At 66.6% G+C, this 19,440-nt stretch carries 18 protein-coding genes and 2 tRNA genes; 6 read left to right on the top strand and 14 right to left on the bottom strand.

Going from position 1 to position 19,440, the window contains the following annotated elements:
- The first annotated feature begins 63 nt into the window (after positions 1-63).
- A complete protein-coding gene (locus tag ACFOSH_RS13130; protein WP_378239084.1) occupies positions 64-840 on the top strand; it encodes an alpha/beta hydrolase in 777 nt (258 codons plus the stop codon).
- Here the strand turns inward: ACFOSH_RS13130 and ACFOSH_RS13125 are convergent.
- The 14 genes from ACFOSH_RS13125 to dnaA all read right to left on the bottom strand — a co-directional run bounded on the left by ACFOSH_RS13125 (position 728) and on the right by dnaA (position 16,187).
- Positions 728-1,240, bottom strand: a complete 513-nt coding sequence (locus ACFOSH_RS13125) for a YbaB/EbfC family nucleoid-associated protein (RefSeq protein WP_378239083.1) — start codon at positions 1,238-1,240, stop codon at positions 728-730. The genes ACFOSH_RS13130 and ACFOSH_RS13125 overlap by 113 nt on opposite strands.
- Positions 1,241-1,249: 9 nt before the next feature.
- Entirely contained in the window at positions 1,250-2,287 is a 1,038-nt protein-coding gene (locus ACFOSH_RS13120) for a hypothetical protein (RefSeq protein ID WP_378239081.1), read from the bottom strand.
- An 8-nt stretch (positions 2,288-2,295) separates the two neighbouring features.
- Positions 2,296-2,667: a hypothetical protein gene (locus ACFOSH_RS13115; RefSeq protein WP_378239079.1), complete on the bottom strand. Its 372-nt coding sequence runs from the start codon at positions 2,665-2,667 to the stop codon at positions 2,296-2,298.
- 585 nt (positions 2,668-3,252) lie between these two features.
- A tRNA-Ala gene (locus ACFOSH_RS13110) sits at positions 3,253-3,325 on the bottom strand.
- A gap of 37 nt (positions 3,326-3,362) precedes the next feature.
- Positions 3,363-3,551, bottom strand: coding sequence for a DLW-39 family protein (locus ACFOSH_RS13105; protein ID WP_020632660.1), 189 nt, complete (start codon positions 3,549-3,551; stop codon positions 3,363-3,365).
- Between the two features lie 311 nt (positions 3,552-3,862).
- Positions 3,863-3,936, bottom strand: a tRNA-Ile gene (locus ACFOSH_RS13100).
- A gap of 48 nt (positions 3,937-3,984) precedes the next feature.
- The gene (locus ACFOSH_RS13095; protein WP_378239078.1) at positions 3,985-4,674 is read right to left on the bottom strand and encodes a DUF3566 domain-containing protein; all 690 of its coding nucleotides are present in this window, start codon (positions 4,672-4,674) and stop codon (positions 3,985-3,987) included.
- A gap of 36 nt (positions 4,675-4,710) precedes the next feature.
- The gene (gyrA, locus tag ACFOSH_RS13090) at positions 4,711-7,233 is read right to left on the bottom strand and encodes a DNA gyrase subunit A (protein WP_378239077.1); all 2,523 of its coding nucleotides are present in this window, start codon (positions 7,231-7,233) and stop codon (positions 4,711-4,713) included.
- A 50-nt stretch (positions 7,234-7,283) separates the two neighbouring features.
- Positions 7,284-9,251, bottom strand: coding sequence for a DNA topoisomerase (ATP-hydrolyzing) subunit B (gyrB, locus tag ACFOSH_RS13085; protein ID WP_378239076.1), 1,968 nt, complete (start codon positions 9,249-9,251; stop codon positions 7,284-7,286).
- Positions 9,252-9,470: 219 nt separating this feature from the next.
- Positions 9,471-9,962 (bottom strand): DciA family protein, encoded by a 492-nt coding sequence (locus tag ACFOSH_RS13080; protein WP_378239178.1) that lies wholly within the window; start codon positions 9,960-9,962, stop codon positions 9,471-9,473.
- A gap of 273 nt (positions 9,963-10,235) precedes the next feature.
- Positions 10,236-11,390 carry a DNA replication/repair protein RecF gene (recF, locus tag ACFOSH_RS13075; protein ID WP_378239075.1) on the bottom strand — a complete coding sequence of 385 codons (1,155 nt, stop codon included), beginning with the start codon at positions 11,388-11,390 and terminating at the stop codon, positions 10,236-10,238.
- A gap of 8 nt (positions 11,391-11,398) precedes the next feature.
- Positions 11,399-12,289, bottom strand: a complete 891-nt coding sequence (gnd, locus tag ACFOSH_RS13070; protein ID WP_378239074.1) for a phosphogluconate dehydrogenase (NAD(+)-dependent, decarboxylating) — start codon at positions 12,287-12,289, stop codon at positions 11,399-11,401.
- A gap of 38 nt (positions 12,290-12,327) precedes the next feature.
- Positions 12,328-13,461, bottom strand: coding sequence for a DNA polymerase III subunit beta (gene dnaN / locus ACFOSH_RS13065; protein ID WP_378239072.1), 1,134 nt, complete (start codon positions 13,459-13,461; stop codon positions 12,328-12,330).
- A gap of 1,085 nt (positions 13,462-14,546) precedes the next feature.
- Entirely contained in the window at positions 14,547-16,187 is a 1,641-nt protein-coding gene (dnaA, locus tag ACFOSH_RS13060; protein ID WP_378239071.1) for a chromosomal replication initiator protein DnaA, read from the bottom strand.
- 600 nt (positions 16,188-16,787) lie between these two features.
- Between dnaA and rpmH the strand changes: the two genes are divergently transcribed.
- Genes rpmH through ACFOSH_RS13035 form a run of 5 tightly spaced genes read left to right on the top strand, consistent with a single transcriptional unit; the run spans position 16,788 to position 19,386 of the window.
- Positions 16,788-16,931 carry a 50S ribosomal protein L34 gene (gene rpmH, locus ACFOSH_RS13055; RefSeq protein WP_005154511.1) on the top strand — a complete coding sequence of 48 codons (144 nt, stop codon included), beginning with the start codon at positions 16,788-16,790 and terminating at the stop codon, positions 16,929-16,931.
- Positions 16,932-16,954: 23 nt separating this feature from the next.
- Positions 16,955-17,365, top strand: a complete 411-nt coding sequence (gene rnpA, locus ACFOSH_RS13050; RefSeq protein WP_378239069.1) for a ribonuclease P protein component — start codon at positions 16,955-16,957, stop codon at positions 17,363-17,365.
- Between the two features lie 4 nt (positions 17,366-17,369).
- A complete protein-coding gene (gene yidD, locus ACFOSH_RS13045) occupies positions 17,370-17,675 on the top strand; it encodes a membrane protein insertion efficiency factor YidD (RefSeq protein WP_378239068.1) in 306 nt (101 codons plus the stop codon).
- Between the two features lie 4 nt (positions 17,676-17,679).
- Complete coding sequence (gene yidC / locus ACFOSH_RS13040; protein WP_378239067.1) at positions 17,680-18,798, top strand: membrane protein insertase YidC; 1,119 nt, start codon at positions 17,680-17,682, stop codon at positions 18,796-18,798.
- A gap of 30 nt (positions 18,799-18,828) precedes the next feature.
- Positions 18,829-19,386, top strand: coding sequence for a Jag family protein (locus ACFOSH_RS13035; RefSeq protein WP_101611577.1), 558 nt, complete (start codon positions 18,829-18,831; stop codon positions 19,384-19,386).
- Positions 19,387-19,440 lie beyond the last annotated feature (54 nt).

The following is a 19,440-nucleotide window of genomic DNA, read 5'->3' as shown; positions in this document are numbered from 1 at the left end:
ACCCCGGCCCGCGAACGACGCTTTCCCCATGAAATTCACTGCGAAAGCCGCTCTGCTCACCGCGTGCCTTTCCACGACCGCGCCTACTGGGACTGGCCGTTCCAGCCGCGCCGATACTCCTATGTGGACAGTGCGACGCGGCCGGGCTACGCGACGTTGAACCTCGACAGGCTCGGCTACGGCCGCAGCAGCCGCCCGGACCCGGAGACGCTCGACTTCGCCGCCGGCGGCGAGGCCGTCCACCAGGTCGTCGCACAGCTGCGGCCGCGGTTCCGCACGATCGTCCTCAATGGACACTCGATGGGCGGGCTCGTCGCGGAGCGGGCCGCCGAACGGGGCGGCGTCGACGCCGTGATCATCAGCGGCATTCCTCGCGATCGGCCCGGCGGGCAGGCCAAAGCCGCTTCACCGTTCTATCCCGCCGAGCTGGACCCGAAGTTCGCCGGGAAGCCGTGGGCCGCCGGATACTTCACGACCCGTCCGGGCACTCGCGCGCAGACCTTCCATCACCCGGGCACGTACGACCCGGCGATCCTTCCCGTCGAAGAAGCACTGAAAGACACGTTGGCGTACGTGCTCGGCGAGCACGTACGCTGGTCTGCGGGAACGGCGACTGCGGCGCCGACAAAGCACTGGCGGCGGATCGGCGGGCTGAGTCCCGGCGGCGCCGATCTGACGCCGCCGGGGCCAAGGTGCGAACCGAAGCGCGGTCGAGTGCGAGGACCTACTACCAGGAAGGGTTGTATCGCAGGCCTTGCTCGTAGTACTGGTCGTCGGATTCCGTCTGAACGGGCTGCTCGTCCTGGTCCGGCCCGGCGGGTTCTTCCGAACGGTCCTTGAGCACGACGTTCTCCGTTCCCGCCGGTGTCCGGCGTGACACGGGCGGCACGGGGAAAGCCGTTTCGCCCGTGTCCTGGAACGACGGGGTGAACCCGAGCCGCCAGCGGAGCCTGTCGGTGATGTACCCGGCGTTGCCGATCGGCGCCATCAGCTCCGCACTGCGTTTCGCGGATCCCTGCTGCGCTTCCTGGTAGGTCCGCATGACGGCGTCCGCGATCTCGGCGGGCGACATCCGCGACGCGGCGTCGCTCACTCTGAGCCGCGTCATCACGCCGTCGGTGTTGACCGAAACGGAGACAGCACCGTCCGGCGAGGAGGCGTCCACCGACAGGGTGGCCAGTGCCTCCAGCATCGCTTGCCGGTCGGCGGGCGGTTTCTTGGGCGCCGGTTTGTCGGCCACGATCCTCCGTCAGTCGGTCGGCAGCGGTGACAGCTCCATCGGCGGCTGCTCGACCTTGCCGTCGTTCGAGATGTCGACGTTCTTGTCCCGGACCCGCTTTTCCGTTCCCTTGTCGGTGTTTTCGGTTTCGAAGTTGCCGGGGTCGAAGGTCTCGCCCGGGCTGACGTCCGGCGGATCGGGGACGATCGGCAGGTTGTTGATCTCGACGTTGATCTTCGAAATCAGCGACTCCGTCGCGCGGAACATGCCTTCCCTGATGTTGACCACGCCGTCGTGAAAGCTGTTGTAAATGCTTTCGGGGCTGTCCCCGACGATCGCGGCGTTCTCGGCGACCAGGGTGGAGAGCCCGGCACCGGCCGCGGCACCGGCGACCTGGACCCCGTTCGCGGTGGTGAAGAACGTCGCCGCGGCGAAGCCGGCGGGCGGGGCGGCCGCCACGAGCATGACCGTCACAGCGGCGGCGAACCCCGCCGCCAACGCCTTTATCAAGGCGGATTCGTCTTGCCGTTCCTGGTCGTCCCGGTACTTCTCCGCGGCGGTCAGGAAGGAAGCGGCGAGATTGCTCAGGTCGGCCCTGGCGGTCGCGATGGCGTCCCGCGCGGCCACGATGTCGGCTTCCAGCACGGTGAGTTTGGTGCCCACCCTGGAGTAGGTGTTCACCAGCCCCTGGATGTAACTCTTGGCGCTCTCGGCGCCTTCACCACGCCACTTGAGCAGCAGGACCAGAGATCGGTCGAGCGGCGCTTTCGTGTCCTGGAAGGCGTTCCAGAAACCTTCGTAGGCCTCGATCATGGTCTGCAGGCTGTTCTCGGACCCGACGAGCTCCGCCTCGGAGAATTCGAGGAAGAAATCGCGGACCTCTTCTTTCCGCCCGCCGCTGAGGTCCACGTCCTCCATGCCGAAGAACGGCTTGAACATGAGGTCGATCGCCGCGAAGGCCTTTTCGGCTCCCTTGGTGAGGTCGTCGGAAATTCCCTCGAGAAGTTCGCTGTCGCCGCCACCTTCGGCGGTGGTCTCCGCGTCCAGTGCGTTGAAGTATCCGTCCATCGTCGCCGCTACCCCTGTTCCCCGTGCGCCGCGCGGTTCATCCGCTGCCTGTTGTCTTCTTCGACGGCCTCGTACAGGTCGGCGACGCTCGCCAGCGCCCGACTAGCGTCCTGCGTGCTTTGGTGCAACTTCGCGAGCATCTTCTCGACGGCCGCGCGGTGTTCCTCGTAAGCCGCCGAAACCCCGCGCATACCCAGGCTCTTCCCGAAAGCGGTGTCCGGCGCGAACATGCCGGGAAGAAGGCCGCCCATGGCCGGGTCGGGAGCGGGTACGTCCTGCCCTCTCACCCCGGTGTGAGCGCTGCTGACGATGTCAGCGGCCTTTCCCAGTTCTTTGCTCGACATCCTGAGATCGTCGAGGTCGGTTTCGAAACTGACCATCACTTCACCTCGCTGTCCGGAATTCCACCCCCATGTAAGCAGCGTTGACTTGGCTGGGAGCACGACTTCGCGATCCGGGCGCAGTGACGAACATCACCACACTGGGAGCTCTTCTACCGCTCGAGTTCGCGACGTGGCCGAGGTGGGCCGAGCCGGATCACCCCGCTGTATGGATTCCCGTTTCGGGGCGTCTCGCCATAGGGGCATTGCTCGGGTTTTCGAGGTGTCGGCTGAGGCGCTGTCTCTTCGTGGGCAAGCGGTTCGCCGAGTACCTCATGCATCCTGTCGAAGTCTTTCGCTTGTGCCGCGGGTCAGCACGCCGTATGCCTTCAGCGAGTTCGAGTGCTTGTCCTTCTCGTCCTCAGTGGCCGTTCAGACACCGACCAGGAACACGCATATCTGGGCAGGAGCCGTCTGAACGCTTTTCCAGTAACCGAGCTTTCGCTGGAAATACTCTGCGGCGCGCCTATGTTCGGCTTTCGCCTGCTCGGGTAGTGCCATGTGAGTGCCGATTCCGGAATGAGACCACTTGAAATGGCAACGGCTTGGTCAGCGGGAATCCTCTGACCAAGCCGTTGTCACGTGTGGAGCTGAGGGGAATCGAACCCCTGACCCCCGCCTTGCAAAGGCGGTGCTCTACCAATTGAGCTACAGCCCCGGGTCGCAGGCGATCATGATAACCGCCCGCGCCGAAATCAGTTGTTGCGGGACGCGTCCGCGGCCTTGGTCGGGGCGCTTCCGTTCGTGGAAACGGAACCGAGCGGGCGCTCGGTCGGCGCGGTGGCCTCACGCCAGAGGTCGGCCTCGGCCTTGGCGGCCTTGTTGCGCTTGATCACGAACAGCACGCCGCCCGCGATGACCGCGAGTGCCAACAGCTTCTTCATCAGAAGCCCCCTCTTCCTGCCGAGTTGCTCCGCTTACCCACCGATGCTACTGCACACCGATCCCCGGATGTCTGGCGCCCGACGTTCCACGTGGAACCAAGGGCCCCGCCGGGAAGAGAAGTCCGGCAGGGCCCATCAGGCACAACACCGGCGCACCCCGGACGCTTCCCTCGCTCAGATGACCTTGACCACCGCTTGAAGGCTGGAGCAACAGGGAAAGTGACCCTGGGGCGGCCGAGTCGGCGGCTTAGTCACGCGGACAAACACTCAGGGGCGGCTTCCCTTGGATGGGAAACCGCCCCTGAGTAGTGTGGGCCCACCAGGACTTGAACCTGGGACCTCTTCGTTATCAGCGAAGCGCTCTAACCGCCTGAGCTATGGGCCCGAACGAGGAGAAGATTACAGGACGTCTTTCGACGTCCCGCAACCGGGTTCACTCTCGTTCGGAAAGGGTTACTTCGAGGCCTCCGGCGAGGTCGGCGGAGACGTTGTAGATGAACGCGCTGACGGTGGCGAGGGCCGAGATCAGCACGATGTTGATGGCGCCGAGGATGGCTGCGATCCCGAAGACGCGGCCGGCGCTGATCAACGGGTCGGCCGGTGCGTCGGCTCCTTCTCCGCCGACGAGCGACGAATAGGTTCCGTTGAGTTTGTCCCAGACGCCCATGCCGTCGAGGACGGTGTAGAGGACGCCGACGGCGACGAGCCACACGAAGAAGAGTGCGACGCCGAGGACGAGGGACAGTTTCAGCACCGACCAGGGGTCGAAGCGTTTGATCTGCAGGCTGGCGCGACGCGGTCCGCGGCCGGGGCGGCGGAGCGCGGTGGGGGTGGCACGGGTGCGGGAGGCGGACGGGATGGCGGAGGGGGCGGGTTGGTCGCCCTCTCCGCTGTCGCCGAACAGCCTTCTCGCGGCGGTGCCGCTTACCCCGTGGTAGTCGGTCACGGTTGTCGCGTCCTGCTTCGGTTCCGAGTGGGCCACGTCTTCGGTGGCGACCGAAGACACCGAGACCGTCTGCTCACTGGAGCCTTCGGGTTCCCCGGCACCGCTGTCGCGCTGCCAGGGCGGGCTCGACGAACCCGCTTGCGCGCCGCCTGCTTCGGGCTTCTCGGATGGTGTCACGAGGTGTCAGTCCTTACCCAATACCTGGGGCGTCGCCTACTGCTCCGACGCCGGGGTTTCTTCTCCTTCAGAACTATCTGCAGTGGCGACGTCTGAGGGCTCGTCCGCGTTGCGTGCGACCGCGAGAAGAGTGGTTCCTTCGTCGAGATTCATGAGCCGCACCCCCTTCGTCTGCCTGCCTGCCTTGCGCACCTGTCCGGCCGAAGTCCGGATCACCCCGCCGCTGGAGGTGATCGCGTAGAGCTCGTCTTCGGCGTCGACGATGACCGCGCCCACCAGCCTGCCACGTTTCTGGTCGTACTGAATGGTGAGCACACCCTTGCCGCCGCGGCCCTGGACCGGGTAGTCGTCGGTCGGGGTGCGCTTGGCGTAGCCGCCGCCGGTGGCGACGAGGAGGAACCTGTCCGGCTGGACGACGTTGATGCCGAGCAGTTCGTCTCCGTCGTTGAACCGCATGCCGAGCACACCGGACGTCGCGCGGCCCATGGGGCGGAGGGCTTCGTCGGTGGCGTGGAAGCGGATCGACTGGCCTTCCGCGGACACGAGGAGCAGGTCGTCCTCGGCGGCCGCGAGGACCGCACCGACCAGTTCGTCGCCTTCGCGCAGGTTGACGGCGATGAGGCCGCCGGCGCGGTTGGAGTCGAAGTCGGTGAGCTTGGTCTTCTTCACCAGGCCGCGCCTGGTCGCGAGCACCAGGTACGGCGAGACCTCGTAGTTCGGGATCTCGATGACCTGGGCGATCTTCTCGTCCGGCTGGAACGCGAGCAGGTTCGCGACGTGCTGGCCGCGCGCGTTGCGGTTGGCCTCGGGCAGGTCGTAGGCCTTGGCCCGATAGACGCGGCCCTTGTTCGTGAAGAACAGGATCCAGTCGTGGGTCGAGCAGACGAAGAAGTGCTGGACGATGTCGTCCTGTTTGAGGGTCGCGCCCTGGACGCCCTTGCCGCCGCGTTTCTGCGAGCGGTAGAGGTCGGTTTTCGTTCGCTTGGCGTAACCCGTGCGGGTGATGGTGACGACGACGTCCTCGACGGCGATGAGGTCTTCGACCGAAACCTCGCCGTCGAACGGGATGATCTTGGTGCGCCGGTCGTCGCCGTACTTGTCGACGATCTCCTGCAGTTCCTCGGCGATGATCGTGCGCTGCCGCTCGGGCTTCTCGAGGATGTCCTTGAGGTCGGCGATCTCGAGTTCGATCTCGGCCAGGGTGTCGATGATCCGCTGCCGCTCCAGTGCCGCGAGGCGGCGGAGCTGCATGTCGAGGATCGCTGTCGCCTGGATCTCGTCGACGTCGAGCAGGCTCATCAGGGCGGGCCGGGCCTCTTCGGCCGAGGGCGAGCGCCGGATCAGGGCGATGACCTCGTCGAGCATGTCCAGCGCCTTGACCAGACCGCGCAGGATGTGGGCGCGCTCTTCGGCCTTCCGCAACCGGAAGCGGGTCCGGCGGACGATGACCTCGATCTGGTGCTTCACGTAGTGCCGGATCATCTGGTCCAGGCGCAGCGTGCGGGGCACGCCGTCGACCAGGGCCAGCATGTTGACACCGAAGTTCTGCTGCAGCTGGGTGTGCTTGAACAGGTTGTTCAGCACGACCTTCGCGACCGCGTCACGTTTGATCGTGACGACGATCCGCATGCCGCTGCGGCTGTTGGACTCGTCGGCGATGTCGGAGATGCCGGTGAGCTTGCCGTCGCGGACGAGGTTCGCGATGTTCTCGACCAGGTTGTCCGGGTTGACCTGGAACGGCAGCTCGGAGACGACCAGGATCGTGCGGCCCTTGGCGTCCTCTTCGACCTCGACGACCGCGCGCATGCGCACGGAGCCGCGGCCGGTGCGGTACGCGTCCTCGATACCGGAGGTGCCGAGGATCATCGCCTTGGTCGGGAAGTCCGGGCCCTTGATCCGGACCAGCAGCGCGGCGAGCAGTTCGTCGTCGGTCGCCTCGAAGTTCTCCAGCGCCCACTTGACGCCGTCGGCGACCTCGCGCAGGTTGTGCGGCGGGATGTTCGTCGCCATCCCGACCGCGATCCCGGAACCGCCGTTGACCAGCAGGTTCGGGAAGCGCGACGGCAGGACGTCGGGTTCCTGGGTGCGGCCGTCGTAGTTGTCGGAGAAGTCGACGGTGTCTTCTTCGATGTCCTGCAGCATGTGCATCGCGAGATGCGCGAGCCGGGACTCGGTGTACCGCATGGCGGCCGCGGGGTCGTTGCCCGGCGAGCCGAAGTTGCCCTGCCCGTCGATCAGCGGGTACCGCAGCGACCACGGCTGGGCGAGCCGCACCAGCGCGTCGTAGATCGCGGAGTCACCGTGCGGGTGGTAGTTGCCCATCACGTCGCCGACGACGCGGGAGCACTTGTTGTACCCGCGCTCGGGGCGGAAGCCGGAGTCGAACATCGAGTACAGCACCCGGCGGTGCACCGGCTTGAGGCCGTCCCGCACGTCCGGCAGCGCCCGCGACACGATGACGCTCATCGCGTAGTCGATGTAGGAGCGCTGCATCTCCTGCTGGATGTCGACCGGTTCGATCCGGTCGTGGCCCGGGGCGGGCGGCAAGGTTTCCGTCATGAGGTCCTTCTCGTGAGAGCAGTCCTAAAGGGACAAAAGAACGGGGACGCTTAAACGTCGAGGAAGCGAACGTCCTTGGCATTGCGCGTGATGAAGGAGCGGCGCGCTTCGACGTCTTCGCCCATCAGGACGGAGAACAGGTCGTCGGCCTGCGCGGCGTCGTCCAGGGTGACCTGGCCGAGCAGCCGGTTCGCCGGGTCCATCGTGGTCTCCCACAGCTCTTCGGCGTTCATCTCGCCGAGACCCTTGTAGCGCTGGATCGCGTCGTCCTTGGGGAGGCGCTTGCCCCCCTCGACACCGGCCTGGATGACGGCGTCGCGTTCCCGGTCGGAGTAGGCGTACTCCGCCTCGGCCCGCGGCCACTTGATCTTGTACAGCGGCGGCCGCGAGAGGAACACGTGTCCGTGCTCGATCAGCGGGGTCATGAAGCGGAACAGGAAAGTGAGCAGCAGCGTGGTGATGTGCTGGCCGTCGACGTCGGCGTCGGCCATCAGCACGACCTTGTGGTAGCGCAGCTTCTCGATGTCGAACTCTTCGTGGATACCGGTGCCGAGCGCGGTGATCAGCGACTGGACCTCGGTGTTCTTGAGGACGCGGTCGATACGGGCCTTCTCGACGTTGATGATCTTGCCCCGGATCGGCAGGATCGCCTGGTACATCGAGTCGCGGCCTTCCTTGGCCGAACCGCCGGCCGAGTCACCCTCGACGATGTAGAGCTCGCATTCCGACGGGTTCGTCGAGCGGCAGTCCTTGAGCTTGCCGGGCAGCCCGCCGATCTCCAGCGCGCCCTTGCGGCGGACCAGGTCGCGCGCCTTGCGGGCGGCCATCCGCGCCTGTGACGAGGAGATCGACTTGTTGATGACCGTCTTCGCCTCGGTGGGGTTGCGCTCGAACCAGTCGGCCAGCCACTCGTTCGACGTCTGCTGCACGAACGTCTTCGCCTCGCTGTTGCCCAGCTTGGTCTTGGTCTGGCCCTCGAACTGCGGCTCGGCCAGCTTGATCGAGACGATCGCGGCGAGACCCTCGCGCACGTCGTCACCGGTCAGGTTGGCGTCCTTCTCCTTGAGCAGCTTCTTCTCGCGCGCGTACGCGTTGACGACGCGGGTGAGCGCCGCGCGGAAGCCCTCTTCGTGCGTGCCGCCCTCGTGCGTGTTGATCGTGTTGGCGAACGTGTACACCGACGGCGTGAAGCCGTTGTTCCACTGCATGGCGACCTCGACCTCGAGGCCGGTGCCCTTGGCCTCGAAGGAGATCACGCTGGTGTGGATCGGGTCCTTGCTGCCGTTGATGTGCTTGACGAAGTCTTCGAGGCCGCCCGGGTAGCAGTAGGTCTTTTCCTTGACCCTGGCCGCTTGGCCGGAAGCGTCTTCTTCGGTCTCTTCGTCGGCGACGCGCTCGTCGCGCAGCGAAAGGGTCAGGCCCTTGTTGAGGAAGGCCATCTCCTGGAGACGACGGGAGATCGTCTCGAAGTTGTACGTCGTGGTCTCGAAGATGCCGCTGTCGGCCCAGAAGGTGATGACGGTGCCGGTGTCCTCGGCCGGGCCGAGGTCCTGCAGCTCACCGGGGACCTGGTCGATGTACTCCTGGCGCCAGCTGTGCCCGCCGCGTTTGATCTCGGCGAGCAGCTTGGTCGAGAGCGCGTTCACCACGGAGACGCCGACGCCGTGCAGACCACCGGAGACCGCGTACGAGTCGCTGTCGAACTTGCCGCCCGCGTGGAGCACGGTGAGCACGACCTCGAGGGTCGGCTTCTTCTCCTTGGGGTGCATGTCGACCGGGATGCCACGGCCGTCGTCGACGACCCGCACCCCGCCGTCGGCCAGCAGGGTAACCTCGACCTTGGTGGCGTAGCCCGCCATCGCCTCGTCGACGGAGTTGTCGACCACCTCTTGGACGAGGTGGTGGAGACCGCGTTCACCGGTGGAACCGATGTACATACCGGGACGCTTGCGGACTGCTTCGAGGCCTTCGAGCACCGTGATCGACGACGCGTTGTACTCGCTCTTGTTCTCGGTCACAGGCGTTGATTCTCCTCGTCTACCCCGAGCGGAAGCTCGCTCGTCTCCAGTGTACTTGGCCGCGTCCGCTGACATGCGGCAAGGACACCCCTGATTTGCCCACAGGCGCGCTAATTCGTTCGAAGAAGAGTCTTGACGTTCGCGAAGCACTCTGGGCGGCTTCTCGGGGCTTTGATGGCACGGTCTTCGAAGCACAGTTGCGGCGACGCGCAACTCGGATCAGCCGTACGTGTCACGCGGACCACGTCCTGGGACGTGCCGCGGCCCTTTCCGCCAGCTCGGCGCCGTCGGACCCTGGATCCGCATCCTCTTGACCACGCCGTGCCCGACGCCTTTCGCGATCTTCGCCAGCAGCTGGCTCTGAAGCAGGCGAAGCTGCGTCGCCCACGCCGTCGAGCTGGCGCGCACTGTCAGTTCGCCGTCCTTCAAGGCCACCGGCTGGGCGTGTTCGGCGACCTCGTCACCCACGAGGCGGGCCCAGTGGCCGAAGACCTGACCGTTGGCCAGCCGCGTGTTCCAGCCGCGGTCGACCGCGATCCGGGAAGCGAGCCTGCCGAGCGGTTGCGGGTCGCGAGTGTCGGCACCCGGCCCTGACCAGCGGCGACGCCTCGGGCTTTGGCCGTTCGAACCGGCCCCTCCTCCGGTGATACGGCCGCGGCGGACGCCCGGTTCAACTCCGCGGGCCTTCGCTTTGGCCTTCGCGGCGTCCAGAGCGGCACGAGCGAGGTCACGACCGGTAGTCGATCCGTTGCCTTCGGTATCGGTTGGGCCGTTTGGTGCTCGGGGGTGCTCACTCTGCGTGTCGAACAAGGCTCCCTCACTCGGGTTACCGCCCGAGCGGGGGGTGTCAAGCCGCTTATCAGGCCCTTTGGTCACGCGGGGCGATAACGCGTTCACGGTGTTATCCACACTGTCCACAGGTTTGTCCCCAGATCGGTGGGCAACTGCTGTGGCGCCGATCACCCGGGGTGTCCGCCGCGCGGATCATCCTCGGTTGATCTCACCATCTGCCACGAGGAATCGATGCCCGGCGAGCTCGGCAGGTACGTCCTCGTCCACGGCGGCGGTCACCAGCACCTGCTCGGCGCCTGCCGCCACCTCCGCCAGCCGGGCCCGGCGACGCCGGTCCAGCTCGGCGAACACATCATCCAGCAGAAGCACCGGTTCCCCGGCCTCGCCACGCAGGAGCTCGTAGCTTCCCAGACGCAGTGCGAGGGCGAACGACCAGGACTCCCCATGGCTCGCGTAGCCCTTCGCCGGCGCTTCGCCGAGGATGAGATCGAGCTCGTCGCGATGCGGGCCGACCATGCTCACCCCGCGCTCCAGCTCCAGGTTCCGCGACCGTTTCAGCGCCTCGACCAGCACTTCCTTGAGGACAGCTTCGTCGGCGCGAGGTCCGTCCGGAGTGCCGTAGCCCTCCGGCATCGCTTCGCCCAGGCTCGACTTGTACGCGATCTTCGCCGGTCTCGAATCCGGCGCGACGCCCATGTACGCGGCGGCCGCGTACGGCGCGAGGTCCGCGATCAGGTTGAGCCGGGCCGCCAGTAACGCGGCGCCCGCCACCGCCAAGTGGTCGTCCCAGACGTCGAGCGTCGACAACGCGTACGGGTCTTCGCGCCCCGTACGCCGCTTGCCCGCCGTCTTGAGCAGCGCGTTCCGCTGCTTCAGAACCTTCTCGTAGTCGGCCCGAACCCCGGCGTACCGGGGCGCGCGCAGCACCAGGAGCTCGTCCATGAACCGGCGGCGTTCCCCGGGATCCCCGCGCACGAGTGCCAGATCCTCCGGGGAGAACAGCACCGTGCGCAGGATCCCGAGCACGTCACGCGGCTTGCCGACCGCGCCGCGGTTGACCCGCGCGCGGTTCGCCTTGCCGGGGGTGATCTCCAGTTCGACCGTCAGCTCGCGGTCGTCGTTGACCACCGCGACCCTGATCAGCGCGCGTTCGCACCCGTGCCGCACCAACGGCGCGTCGGTCGCGACGCGGTGCGAACCCAGGGTCGCGATGTAGCCGATCGCCTCGAGGAGGTTCGTCTTGCCGCGGCCGTTCTGCCCGACGAGGACGGTCGGGCCGGGTTCGAGCGCGAGATCGGCTTGTGGCCAGGACCGGAAGTCGGTGACCTGGAGATGTCTGAGATGCAACCCGCTACCTAGCCGCCGACCTTTTTGACCGAATGGCCGCCGAACTGGTTGCGCAGCGCGGCGACGGCCCGCATGGCGGCGGAGTCCTCCTGGCGCGAGGCGAACCGCGCGAACAGCGCGGCCGAGATGACCGGCGCCGGGACGGCGTTGTTGATCGCCTCTTCGAGGGTCCACCGGCCTTCGCCGGAATCCTCGACGTAGCCCTCGAGGTCGTCCAGCTCCGGGTCTTCGTCGAGCGCGCGGACGAGGAGGTCGAGCAGCCACGAGCGGACGACGGTCCCTCGCTGCCAGCCCTTGATCACCGCGGGCACGTTCTCGACGACCTTCGCGGCTTCGAGCAGCTCGAAGCCTTCGGCGAAGGCCTGCATCATGCCGTACTCGATGCCGTTGTGGATCATCTTCGCGTAGTGACCGGAGCCCACGGCGCCGGCGTGCGAGAAGCCCTCTTCGCGCGGGCCTTCGGGGCGAAGCGCGTCGAAGATCGGCATGGCCTTCTCGACGTCCGAAGCCGCTCCGCCGACCATCAGGCCGTAGCCGTTGTCCTTGCCCCACACGCCACCGGAAACCCCGCAGTCGAGGTAGCCGATCTTCTTCGCCGCGAGCAGGTCGCCGTTGATCTTGTCGTCGGTGTACTTCGAGTTGCCGCCGTCGATCACGAGGTCGCCCTCGGACAGCAGGTTCCCGAGTTCCGCGACGGTCTGCCGGGTGGGTTCACCGGCCGGCACCATGATCCAGACGATCCGGGGACCGTCCAGTTTGGACACCATGTCCTCGAGTGAGGTGGAGTCGGTGACGTCGGGGTTGCGGTCGTAACCGATCACCTCGTGACCGGCCGCGCGCAGCCGCTCACGCATGTTGAACCCCATTTTGCCGAGCCCGATGAGTCCCAGCTGAGCCATGAAGATCCCCTTTGGTGCGAAAGAAAACTAAAGACCGGTCAGCCCGGGAGGCGGACCGGCATCAGCAGGTACAGGTAGCCGGGAACGACGTTGCCCTCTTCGTCGGCGGGCTTGATCAGCGCCGGCCGGTTCGGAGTGGTGAACGTCAGTTCCGCGCGGTTCGCGTTCAGCGCGCCGAGCCCGTCGACGAGGTAACCCGGGTTGAACGCGATGGTCACCGGCTCACCCTCGTAGTCGACCTGAAGCTCTTCTTCGGCCGAACCCTCGTCGTCGCCGCCGGCGGAAAGCCGCAGCGAACCGTCGCTGAACTCCAGCCGCACCTGGGTGCCACGCTCGGCGACCAGCGAAACACGCTTGATCGACTCGGCGAGCGCGGAGACCTCGATGACCGCGCGCGACGTGTGCTGCGCGGGCAGCAGCTGCCGGTACGGCGGGAACTCCGCGTCGAGGAGGCGGGTCGTGGTGTAGCGACCGGAGCCGGAGAGGCCGAGGAGGCCCTCACCGCTGGCGAGCGCGAGGCGGATCTTGGCGCCGCTGGCACCGAGCGTCTTCGCGGCCTCGGCGAGCGTGCGCGCCGGGACGAGCACGGCGGCGTCGGACAGGCCCTCGGCCGGCTCCCAGGTGAACTCGCGCATCGCGAGCCGGAAGCGGTCGGTGGCGACCAGGGTCAGCGCGGAGCCGGAGATCTCCAGCCGCATGCCGGTCAGCATCGGGAGGGTGTCGTCCTTGCCCGCGGCGACGACGACCTGGGTGACGGCCTGGCCGAACGCGTCGCCGGTGAGTTCACCGGCGAAGGCGGGCTGGGACGGGAGCTGCGGGTAGTCCTCGACCGGCATGGTCGGCAGGGAGAAGCGCGCGGAGCCGCAGGTGATGGTCGCGCGGGCGCCGTCGACCGAGATCTCCACCGGCTGCGCGGGCAGCGACTTGGTGATGTCGGCCAGCAGTCGACCGGAGACCAGGAGGCGGCCGCCGTCGGCGATGGTGGCCGGGACGCCGACCGTGGCGGAGACCTCGTAGTCGAATCCGGAGACGGTGAGTGCGTCACTCGTCCCGTCGGATCCCGCATCGAGCAGGACACCGCCCAGAACCGGGACCGGAGGCCGCGACGGGAGGCTTCTCGCCACCCACGCGACGGCGTCGGCCAGCCCGTCACGCTCGACGCGGATCTTCATGCGCGCTTCCTTTCGACAGCCGAGCCCCTGACGGCTCGAAAGCTCAACGGGTCACCGCGGCCGGAGAGCGCGATGGCCAGGTGCCTCGCAGGTAGGTCCGGTCCGAGCGAGGACGCGAACGCACGTCGACACGCAGACCAGGTGCAGGGACCCACGTTAGGCCGTCCCCGGGGTCCGCGTCACCTCGGCCTCCCCTTGCTTTTGTCGACAAGACGACACGGTTCACCGGCTGTCCCCAGATTCGTCCTTCGCCTGTTTTTGTTTTATTCCCTTCTTAAGAAGAACTAAGAACAGCAGTAGTAATAGGCGTTGTGGATTGTGTGGACAAGCCTTGTTCGCGCAGGTCCGGACGGCTCGGAGGCTGTGGACTCCCCCTGTGCGTGGACTGTGGACAATCGGGTGCGTCGGTGGATGGTTTCGGGCGGTGCTCGATCTGTCCACAGTCATCCACAGTTGTCCCCACGGTTATCCCCAGTTGTGAGGCGATTTGTACCCAGGGGCTGTGGGTCCGGCGCGTGACCGGAATCGCTCGGGAGAGTGACCCGAGCAGGTTCGTTCACCCTTGTGCACAAGATGTGGGCAACCTGGGGACAGCGTGTGGATCATGGTGTGGAAATGCTGTGGACTTCCTGTGAGTGCGATGTGGACGGAAACCCGATCGCCGCAGGTCCCGCCCCCGCCTGAGTTGTGCACAAAGTACCCACAGCATGTGGATTTCCTTTGTACACAAGGGAAAACCTGAAATGCACTCATGCACACTTCGGCCCCTCCGCACCCATACGTGACGTCTCCGAGGTACCCGCTCTACACGCGCCTCAGACCTCTTAGGACACAAGAAGGGGCTCCCACCCAGCGGATGAAAGCCCCAGAAACCCTTGTACGCCAAGGAATACGGGACACGAGCTTGGTTGACCACGGGGTCTCCCCAAGGGCGCCCCGCGCCCGACGGAGACTTCACCCGTCGAGCGCCCTCTTTCGGGCCGAAGGCCCATGTAAACGTGATGAAGGGGCGCCTCTCCGCCCACCTGAGTGGTAAGCGGAACGACGCCCCTTCGGCACGTTTACATCAGCGCTCGATAGAAAAACTACTGCCTGGCGCGCTGCTTGATCCTGGAGGTGAGCTCCTGGACCTGGTCGTAGATGCGCCGTCGTTCGGCCATCTCCTTGCGGATCTTCTTGTCCGCGTGCATGACCGTCGTGTGGTCGCGGCCGCCGAAGGTCTGCCCGATCTTCGGCAGCGACATGTCGGTCAGCTCGCGGCAGAGGTACATCGCGATCTGGCGCGCCGTCGCGAGCGCCTTCGTCTTGCCGGGCCCGCAGAGCTCGTCGAGTGTCACGTCGAAGAACTCCGACGTGACCCCCATGATGGTCGGCGCGGTGATCTCCGGCGCGTGCGAATCCGGGATGAGGTCCCGGAGCACGATCTCGGCGAGAGCGACGTCGACCGGTTGCTGGTTCAGCGACGCGAAGGCGGTGACGCGGATGAGCGCGCCTTCGAGTTCCCGGATGTTCGCCTCGACGCGCGAAGCGATGAACTCCAGTACTTCGTTGGGGACCGCGAGCCTGTCCTGAGCGGCCTTCTTGCGAAGGATCGCGATACGCGTTTCGAGCTCGGGCGGCTGGATGTCGGTGATGAGGCCCCACTCGAACCGCGTGCGCAGCCGGTCTTCCAGCGTTTCGAGGCGCTTCGGCGGGCGGTCGGAGGAGACGACGATCTGCTTGTTCGCGTTGTGGAGGGTGTTGAAGGTGTGGAAGAACTCTTCCTGCGTACCTTCTTTGCCTTCCAGGAACTGGATGTCGTCGACGAGCAGGATGTCGATGTCGCGGTAGCGGCGCTGGAACGCGACCTTGCGGTCGTCTCGCAGCGAGTTGATGAAGTCGTTGGTGAACTCTTCGGTCGACACGTACCGCACGCGCATGCCGGGGAACAGCCGCTGGGCGTAGTGCCCGACGGCGTGCAGCAGGTGGGTCTTCCCGAGTCCGGACTCTCCCCAGATGAACAACGGGTTGTACGCGCGAGCCGGTGCTTCGGCGACGGCGACCGCGGCCGCGTGCGCGAAGCGGTTCGACGCACCGATGACGAAGGTGTCGAACGTGTACTTCTCGTTGAGCTTCGTCTTCGACGTCTGCGGCTGCGCCGGCGCGGTGTAGGGCTGGCCCGCGATCGGCTGGCCGGAGAACGTCGGCCAGATCTCGGTCACGGCGGCGAGGGCCTCGCCCTCTTCGTCGACCTCTTCGTCACTGTCGTCGCCGTCGTTCAGGCTGTTGTCCACCGGCTGCTGCCTCGCCTGCCTGGGCGGCCGAGGCTTCGGGGGCTCGGGCCGGGGCCTGGTGGGGGACAGCATTCCGTCACCGTCGGGCAGCGGCGGGGGACCCGGCACCGGGCCGGAACCGTTTTCCACCCGACCGGGTGACGCGTCATAACGGGGGCCTGGCGCGGGGGGAGGCATCGAGGTGTGCGTCTCGGTGCTGTCGACCTTCACCGCGAGGGAGACCGCGCGGCCGAGCCGGCGCGAAAGGGCTTCGGTGATCGCGCCGCGAAGGGCGCGTTCGATCGCTTCTTTGGCGAAGTCGCTGGGGGCGGCGAGCAATGCCGTGCCGTCGAGCAGGCCGATCGGCCGGGTCACCCGCATCCAAGCGCGCTGCTGCGGGGAGAGGGTGCCATCCGACAGCTCGCGCACGACCTGTTCCCAGATGACGCCAAGATTGTGCTGGTGATCGGACACCTGCCTGACTCCCCTCCCCTCATCGGTGCGTGCGTGAGATCACTCAGCGGCCGAAGTGCCGGGTCGAGCGTCATCATGGCCAGACCGGCTCATGCGCACAGCGAATATCCACATAGTTGTCCACAGCTGTGCACTAATGTACGGCGGCCCGCGATGACGCCACCTGCGGGATCGACGTAGGCCTACAGGACGCCTCCACATCCCCAAGGACACCCTGGCGCCTGCACCGTTCCACCTCGGCGAAAACCTGGGAGGGGCACGCTAACAAGCCCCGCTCGTTGCCACAAGGCATCCTCGTGCGCAAGCATTTCACGGTGTCCGGCGCGTGGCCATTCGATGCCCTCGCGTCGCCGGTGATCACTCTCCCCGTACCGTCGCGGTGTGTGGTCGAGGGGGTGCCTGCCGGTCCCGGGCGGTGGGTGCGTACCCTCGTAAGGTCTCCCGTATACAGCGGGGGCGTTTCGCGTGCCCACGTTGTCGTCGCTCGACGTGACGAGGCCACACGTTGGTAGGAGACACCAGAGACTGCCGTGCGTCAGCACGACACGCCAGGAACGGGTCGAACCGTTCCCGGCGGCCGAGAAACAGGAGAAGTTAGTCGTGAGCAAGGGTAAGCGCACCTTCCAGCCGAACAACCGCCGACGCGCCCGGGTCCACGGGTTCCGGCTGCGGATGCGGACCCGCGCCGGCCGGGCCATCCTGGCGGCTCGCCGTCGCAAGGGCCGCGGCGCGCTGTCCGCCTGATCCGGTCGCCGTCGAGGGACGTCGTGCTGCCGGCCGCCGCGCGTTTGCGGCGCAGTGAGGATTTCCGTGCCGTGATGCGGCGTGGGGCCAAGGCAGGCAGGCGCCGCCTCGTCGTCCATGCGTTGACCACGGACCCGTCCGATGCCGCGGAAGCGGCGCGGGCGGGTTTTGTGGTGAGCAAGGCCGTCGGCAATTCGGTGGTGCGCCACCGGGTGAGCCGCCGGTTGAGGCATCTCATTTCCGCCAGGATCGGAACACTGCCGCCGGGGAGCTCGTTGGTGGTACGGGCACTACCTCCGGCCGCGGACGCGTCCAGCGCGGAACTCGGCTCGGACCTCGACGCGTCGTTGCGGCGACTCGGGCTGTCCGGGCAGACCGCCGTCACCGGGAAGTCCCGCCAGGCGCGACCCCCCGACAACGGATCAGCGGTGTAACGGCATGCGAGCCACCGAGAACGAGACCACCGAAGACGCCCGCCCCGGCCCGGTGGCATGGGTGCTGCTCCTGCCCATCAAGCTGTATCGCAAGGCGATCTCTCCTTTCCTCCCTCCGGCGTGCCGGTTCTACCCGAGCTGTAGCGCGTACGCCGTAGAGGCACTGACCCGGCACGGCGCCGGCCGCGGCACCTATCTCGCGGTTCGGCGACTGCTGCGCTGCGGCCCGTGGACCATGCCCGGCCGCGACCCGGTACCCGAGACGTTCTCGTGGCGCCGCCGCCGACCTGAAACACCGATCGAGGAGTAGCTCAGTGCTCGACTTCATCTACTACCCCGTGTCCTTCATCTTGTGGTGTTGGCACAAGGTCTTCGGGCTCGTGTTCGGTGAGGCGAACGCGGTCTCGTGGATCCTCGCGATCATCTTTTTGACGTTCACGGTCCGCGGCATCATGTTCAAGCCGTTCGTGAACCAGGTCCGGTCGATGAAGAAGATGCAGGACTTCGCGCCGGAGATGAAGAAGGTCCAGAAGAAGTACGCCAACGACCGGCAGCGCCAGGCGATGGAGATGCAGAAGCTCCAGAAGGAGCACGGCGTCAACCCGCTGGGCAGCTGCCTGCCGATGCTGCTGCAGATCCCGGTCTTCATCGGTCTGAACCACGTCCTGCGGATGTTCACCATCAACCCGTACGGCGGCCCGAAGACGGAGAACTACTTCTTCGACCAGGCCGGCGTCGAGTCGTACGTCAACGCGAAGCTGTTCGGAACGAACCTCGGTGAGGCCATCTACACCGGCGTCAACGTGGTCAGCGGTGGCAACGCACCGTCGGGCTTCCACTGGCACGTGGCACCGGTCGCGATCCCGCTGATGATCGTCGCCAGCATCGCCACGCACCTCACCGCGCGTCACTCGGTCCAGCGCCAGAACCCCGAGTCGGCCACCCCGCAGACCGCGATGATGAACAAGCTGACGATGTACATCTTCCCGCTCGGTGTCCTCGTCTTCGGTGCGCTGTTCCCGCTCGGCCTCCTCTTCTACTGGCTGGCGAACAACGGCTGGACCCTGATGCAGCAGCGCCTCGTCTACACGAAGATCGACAAGGAAGAAGAGGCCCGCAAGGAAGCCGAGAAGGAGAAGCGCGCGAACCTCGGCCCGAAGCCGGGTCAGAAGCCGACCGCGCCGCGCCCGGGCCAGAAGCCGGTCCAGCAGAAGAAGAACAAGCCGTCCTCCGGTGGTCAGGTCAAGAAGGCGGGCTCGCCCCACGGCTTCGCCCAGACCGGTTCCGCCCAGGCCGCTTCCGACGCCGCGGAGACGGCGGACACCACGAACGCATCAGCCGAGTCGTCGACGAACGGCTCGAAGGAGAACGGCGCGGACACGCCCGGTCTCATCTCGGACTCGACTAAGAAATCGGGCCGGAAGCGTCGCTGACGCCGATCCGGGCTGGAGAGGAGACCAACAATGGCGGAGACGATCGACACGATCGACGCCGAGGAGAACAGCGCGGCCGAGGTCGAAGGCGCCGCTGAGGAGACCGGTCGCAAGGGAGGTGTCGACGACGACGTCCTCGTGAAGGAGGGTGACATCGCCGGCGACTACCTCGAGCGGCTGCTCGATCTTTTGGACTACGACGGCGACATCGACCTCGATGTCGAAGCGGGCCGCGCGATCGTCAGCATCGACGGTGGCGAGGACTTGGAGAAGCTCGTCGGCCCCCGCGGCACCATCCTCGAGGCGCTGCAGGAGCTGACTCGGCTGGCGGTCCAGCAGGAGACCGGTTCGCGGAGCCGGCTGATGCTGGACATCGCGGGCTGGCGCGCGGACCGTCGCGAGGAGCTTCGCGAGCTCGGCCGCTCGACAGCCGAGACAGTGGTCTCCTCCGGCGAGCGTGTCCGACTGCAGCCGATGAGCCCGTTCGAGCGGAAGGTCGTGCACGACGCGGTCGCCGCTGTCGATGGGGTCAAGAGTGAGAGCGAAGGAGAGGACCCGAAGCGCCGGGTTGTCATCTTCCCCGCCTGACGGATTTCTCGAATGAAGCGGCCCGCCGGTCATCCGGCGGGCCGCTTCCTTGTA

Origin of the sequence: Amycolatopsis speibonae, assembly GCF_042647925.1 — a bacterium.
In the GTDB taxonomy this organism is placed as follows: Bacteria; Actinomycetota; Actinomycetes; order Mycobacteriales; family Pseudonocardiaceae; genus Amycolatopsis; species Amycolatopsis speibonae.
This window is presented reverse-complemented; position numbering and strand designations above follow the sequence as displayed.